The following is a 4,910-nucleotide window of genomic DNA, read 5'->3' as shown; positions in this document are numbered from 1 at the left end:
TGAATTCGTCGCCACTGCTTATCGCTAATCATTTTACGAGACATATGAATTTCAAAGAGAAAAATTGTATCTTAATCAGCTAATCATGGCCAATTGTCAACGCCCCCTAGTTGGGGCAAGGCGCGCAGCAAAGAATTCAATAATAACCGTAATTCGGGAATAATCGATACCATACGCAGTACCCTGAAAATACGCACAAGTCTGCCAATAATGGCCATTTCACCGTTTTCAATCGGTATCAAGCTGACAACGACGATGAGGGTATCGAAGATATTCCAACCACTATGAAAGAAGCGCTTTTTATTCTCTTCCGCCAAAAAGCGCACACAAATTTCAAACAGAAAAATGACGGTGATGGCCATGTCGAGGACTTTGACTAAGATAACGAGTAAGCTGGGCATATTATAGGTTTTGGCACCGATGAGCAGCGCGGAAAGAATAATAATACTGACAACAAACAGTTCAAAAATTTTATTATTACGTAAGCGGATTGATAACGCTTGAATGTTTTTTATATCCATAACTAAACATTACATCAAAGTAAAATTAACAAAGTGGCGATTGTAGAGGACTCAAGTGGATCCGCAAAGTAAAAGCTGTCTCAATAACGTGCAGTGCTCAATAACCCCCCAGATTGATGACTAACAAGGATTTTATAGTGGGTTTGTCATCGCGATTGTTACTGTAGCCCACTGCGCTAATTGGTTATACTGCGGCTATAAGGGTTTTTTGACCAAATAGCTGATCGCGGGGCTAAGCCGCTTCACTTTCTCGTTGAATATGCCAGTGTTTTTGTTTTTAAACATGTATCAGGCGGATCTTAAGACCAGTTTCGATATCACCAGCCTAATCGCATTTGATGTGCCAGTACTCAGTGTTTATGCTGTCGGCTTTGGGTTGTGGCGACTTATGCCGTTTAGATCGACTTGGCAGACTAAGGGGATAGGGGGGAATCGACATGAAGACAAAGGTGTTGGACAGCCAATACGGTTAAAACAAGCAGAAATATCTTCGATGGCTACTAGCGGTGTCTATGCGTTGGCCTGTAGTTACTCAAATACTGTGCTGCTTAACAATATCGTATTGAGCATCGGCTTAGGCCTGCTGGTGAATTTGAGTGGGATCCAGCTTTGGTCTTTTTTGCAAACTGGATTGGCGTTACTTGCTAAGCCTGCGTTGACATGCGCGTTATTTGTATTAGGTGCTAACCTTTGTTCATATAAGATCAGAGAAGAATGGATTCCCGCATTATGGGCAAGTTTGGTTAAATTGTTACTGTTACCCAGCTTAGTGTATGTTTTTGGTCATGAGATATTGTATATGGACTCGACCTCATTAAGCGTGGTGGTGCTTATTGCTGAGATCTAGGAATGCTTGAGCAGCTGAAACAGCAACAAAGTATAGTGGCCAGCAGTGTGGTGTTATCAACGGTATTATCCATGCTCAGCTTTAGTTTTTGGTTATATGTGTTGATGTGAATGGAGGGGGGTGAACTCCGATTCACACTGAGCCACCTCACTGTTTTCTTTAATCTCAGTAGGGTTTAATTCCTCGCTGCTTGCGGCGTAGAAGTATTTAGACTTTGGAGTCATTTAGATACTCCTCTTCGCGTAGCGAATTTGAGCCTTGGCGAAAAGCCTTGGCGTGGGGTCGTTGATTAAAGAGTCTTGAATGTGTACTTTCAATTGACTTAAGTCGCATTGATATTTGATCATCTAATATCAAAGCTTTTTACTATTGTATTTAAGTGTGCTTGTATGTTAAAGTTTTTAAATAATTTTAAAAAGCAGGGGGTTAGCTTAATGTTGGTTATCTCTTTGTAGGTCACTTTGTTTAAATAGAGACACTCCATTTCTATGGGAGATAGGCTGTATCGACAAGCCTTAATTGCATAAGGTAACCAAGCATAAATATATTGATTAATTGAAGTAAATAGCTCTTCATATCCTTTTTCGCTTAAAATTATTTCGTCATGGACAATATTAAAGTTAAAGGTGTTGCAAACCTTTAATATTGCTTTTTTTACTTCTTTAATTTGATGGTTGTCTAAATATGGAGAAATAGATGTGCATAATTTATTTATGTTAATCCGATTATCTTGGTAGGTGTAAAGTGCTGTTTTTATTTTTTCCATATCAGAAAATAGGTACATATTATTGAGTTGAAAGCCTATTTCCATAGCTAAACTGTCAATATTTTTTTTTGAGAAAGGAAGTAATGATATTTTCTTTGTATCGATATAAACTGATCCAGAATAGGTAAATATTTGTTTTAAGCGTTTAATAATAAGACTTAAAGACAGTGGTTTGTTTCTTGGCCAGCGTCCTTCTTTTCTGATTGTAGGATAAAGGTCAAAATCTAATATTTTTGTGTATTGTACTTTAACAATGACCATGTTTTCGTAATCAGCTTTTAGCAGACACTTTAATAGACCCAACTTCATTTTTATGGCATTTCCTGATACTGAGAAAGTGCCTTCTGGGTAAATAAAAAATGAGAGACCATGACTTTTAGACTCACGGATATATTCTTGCAGTAGCAATTTATCTTGAGTATCCATTTTATTATTTCTTTTAATAAAACTAGAGGAAGCTTTATAAAATAGATTGAGTGGAAAAGTATTTAAATGGGAGGAGGCAAAAGATAAAATGTAGGATAAACATGTTCTATGTCTTGAGAATAATTCTGAAATAACGAATGGATCACTATGAGATATATGGTTGGAGACAAATATAGTAGCATCTTGTCTTTGATCTAATACATAAGTTGATTTTTTAGATTCATTAATTTCTTTTAATGAGGTAATTTCAAATATTTTATAGAATTTTTTTAATAAGAAGAAGATGAAAATATTTCCAGATGGAATAGTATTGCTCACTTTATGTTCATGATGATGAGATAAACTATGTCTTATTTTTTTCATTATTGATTGGAATTTAACATTTACATCAAGATCATAATGTTGATGAGACTTAATGTTATTTTTTATCTTTTTGTTACTGTTACTGATATTATCTTTAATCATAATATAACCTAATTTGATGCGTTTAGATGGATTTGAGTCTAAATCGTTTAAATTCATTCATACTAAATTCATAATATCCATTGATTCTGTTGCAAATATATTGATAATTTCGGTTATTTGTTTTTGTTGTTTTATTCTCTATATTGTTGACAGTAACATCTACATCGATTTTATCTTGATGGTAAACCGTTGCATTGTTCATGAAAATGGGTTTTATATCGAGTTCAGTAATAACTTTATAAGCTAAGTCAATATCATCATACCCCCAGCTTCCGTCATAATGCTCATCAAATCGTCCAACATTTAAAATATCTTGTTTTCTGAATACCATATTACAACCGTAAAAATGTCCCCAAGGGTGTTCTGTATTGGGTAAGAGTTCAATTTTTCCTAATCGCCGGTCTCTTAATAATCCATAGTTAGTAGGGCTATAAACACGTGGGCAGTTATCAAGGTGATTATTTTCTTTATTCATTCTATTGATATCAATATTATCAGCATGGATAAATTCTCTAATGCCGGTGAGGCAAATATTTTTACCATTATTTTCAATCTCTTTATTTATTTCGCTTAAGAAATATGGAGAAGGAATGCAATCACTATCAGAAAATACATTCCATTCATTATTGGCTATGTTGACGCCAATATTTCTTGCCGAGTTGAGTGAGAAACTACTTTCTAATTTAGGTCTGAAAAACATGCTTAAATTAAATTTATCTTTATATTGGTGGTAACAATGTATCATTTCATTACAACTTGAATTATTGTCAATGAGTATTACTTCAAAGTTATCAATGCTATATGTTTGTTTCGAGTAGCCATGCAATGTATTAAGGAGTAAGTCACTATTGTTATAACAAGGAATGATAATACTGAATTTGGCGGTCATAATGATTTTCCTAAAAATACCATTGATATGTTCTAAACATAAAATGTGATTGAAGCTATAGATTAGTGATTATTTTCAGTAAAAGCATGAGGCGTGAGTATGAAAGTTAACCTAGCTATTGATATATAATTCACGTAATGAATAGTCCTTTCCTACTAGTTGACTCTTCGCGCTGCTTAATTAAGCTGAAATTGGGATTGATCGCGTCGCTTGCTAGGGCTATTACGTACCCTAGATCTCAGCAATCATTCTGGCAGCCTTTATTGTGCATTATTCCCAGAATGGGTTAGTTCTGATCTTGTTTTGTGATTTTGGTAGGGTTTTGAGGGGCCTAGTGTAGGTATTTTAACTTTACTAGGTTTTAATCTATGGTGATGTGGCATATACAGTAGGCGCTGTTTTAGTTTGATTCAATCTATTTCTATTGAGAGTATTTTAAGTTTTTTGTAATCAATGATTATTTAAGTGCTTAATTAGTCGTTTTTAGCTTTAATGCATATAATTTTTATAGCTTCTCTATAATAAATTTGTTCAATGTGATTATGTTAATAAAATCTTGCTTAGAATGTGTTAAATTTACTTGGAATAAATATTTTCACCAAACATTAATACTTGCATTACCTTTGATACTTTCCTTATTTTCACAAATATTACTAGGTATTATTGATTTATTGATGGTGGGTCAATTAGGTGCTGCTGCCGTGGCCTCTGTTGCCTTTGTTAATGTATTGGCACCTTTATTACTTCATTTTACTTTCGGCTTGGCTTCGGCATTCTTGATTAAAATAGCGCATGCTTATGGCTCTGTAAATCATACATCTGGCGCTGAAGAGTTTAGGTATGCCATGATTTGTGCCATATTGATTGGTGTTGTTCAATGTGCATTGTTAATTAACAAACGGTAAACCCCCGGCTCTGCCGGGGTGACTCGCATAGGTTTCACCTATACCGCGGTATAGGTAGGCTCAAGTCTCGACCAAAAGACAGGAGAGCAAC

At 34.9% G+C, this 4,910-nt stretch carries 5 protein-coding genes; 2 read left to right on the top strand and 3 right to left on the bottom strand.

The features are described from left to right. Window positions 1-83: 83 nt before the first annotated feature. Complete coding sequence (locus L2764_RS25775) at window positions 84-521, bottom strand: ion transporter (RefSeq protein ID WP_312018389.1); 438 nt, start codon at window positions 519-521, stop codon at window positions 84-86. Window positions 522-786: 265 nt separating this feature from the next. On the opposite strand from L2764_RS25775, the gene L2764_RS25770 reads away from it, so the two are divergent. Beyond that, window positions 787-1,368 carry an AEC family transporter gene (locus L2764_RS25770; protein WP_248943214.1) on the top strand — a complete coding sequence of 194 codons (582 nt, stop codon included), beginning with the start codon at window positions 787-789 and terminating at the stop codon, window positions 1,366-1,368. A gap of 343 nt (window positions 1,369-1,711) precedes the next feature. Here L2764_RS25770 and L2764_RS25765 read toward each other — a convergent pair whose 3' ends face one another. Together L2764_RS25765 and L2764_RS25760 are read right to left on the bottom strand one after the other, a co-directional pair. Next, complete coding sequence (locus L2764_RS25765) at window positions 1,712-3,025, bottom strand: 1-acyl-sn-glycerol-3-phosphate acyltransferase (protein WP_248943213.1); 1,314 nt, start codon at window positions 3,023-3,025, stop codon at window positions 1,712-1,714. A 22-nt stretch (window positions 3,026-3,047) separates the two neighbouring features. Beyond that, window positions 3,048-3,914 carry a glycosyltransferase family 2 protein gene (locus L2764_RS25760; protein ID WP_248943212.1) on the bottom strand — a complete coding sequence of 289 codons (867 nt, stop codon included), beginning with the start codon at window positions 3,912-3,914 and terminating at the stop codon, window positions 3,048-3,050. Window positions 3,915-4,456: 542 nt separating this feature from the next. Here L2764_RS25760 and L2764_RS25755 point away from each other — a divergent pair. Further along, window positions 4,457-4,819 (top strand): MATE family efflux transporter, encoded by a 363-nt coding sequence (locus L2764_RS25755; RefSeq protein WP_248943211.1) that lies wholly within the window; start codon window positions 4,457-4,459, stop codon window positions 4,817-4,819. Window positions 4,820-4,910: the final 91 nt, after the last annotated feature.

The sequence above is a fragment of the Shewanella surugensis genome (assembly GCF_023284005.1).
GTDB lineage: Bacteria > Pseudomonadota > Gammaproteobacteria > Enterobacterales > Shewanellaceae > Shewanella > Shewanella surugensis.
This window is presented reverse-complemented; position numbering and strand designations above follow the sequence as displayed.

Bases quoted from the DNA above. Each gene is read 5' to 3' on its own strand.
- L2764_RS25760 (WP_248943212.1), bottom strand. From the start codon at position 3,914: ATGACCGCCAAATTCAGTATTATCATTCCTTGTTATAACAATAGTGAC.
- L2764_RS25775 (WP_312018389.1), bottom strand. From the start codon at position 521: ATGGATATAAAAAACATTCAAGCGTTATCAATCCGCTTACGTAATAAT.
- L2764_RS25765 (WP_248943213.1), bottom strand. From the start codon at position 3,025: ATGATTAAAGATAATATCAGTAACAGTAACAAAAAGATAAAAAATAAC.
- L2764_RS25755 (WP_248943211.1), top strand. From the start codon at position 4,457: ATGTTAATAAAATCTTGCTTAGAATGTGTTAAATTTACTTGGAATAAA.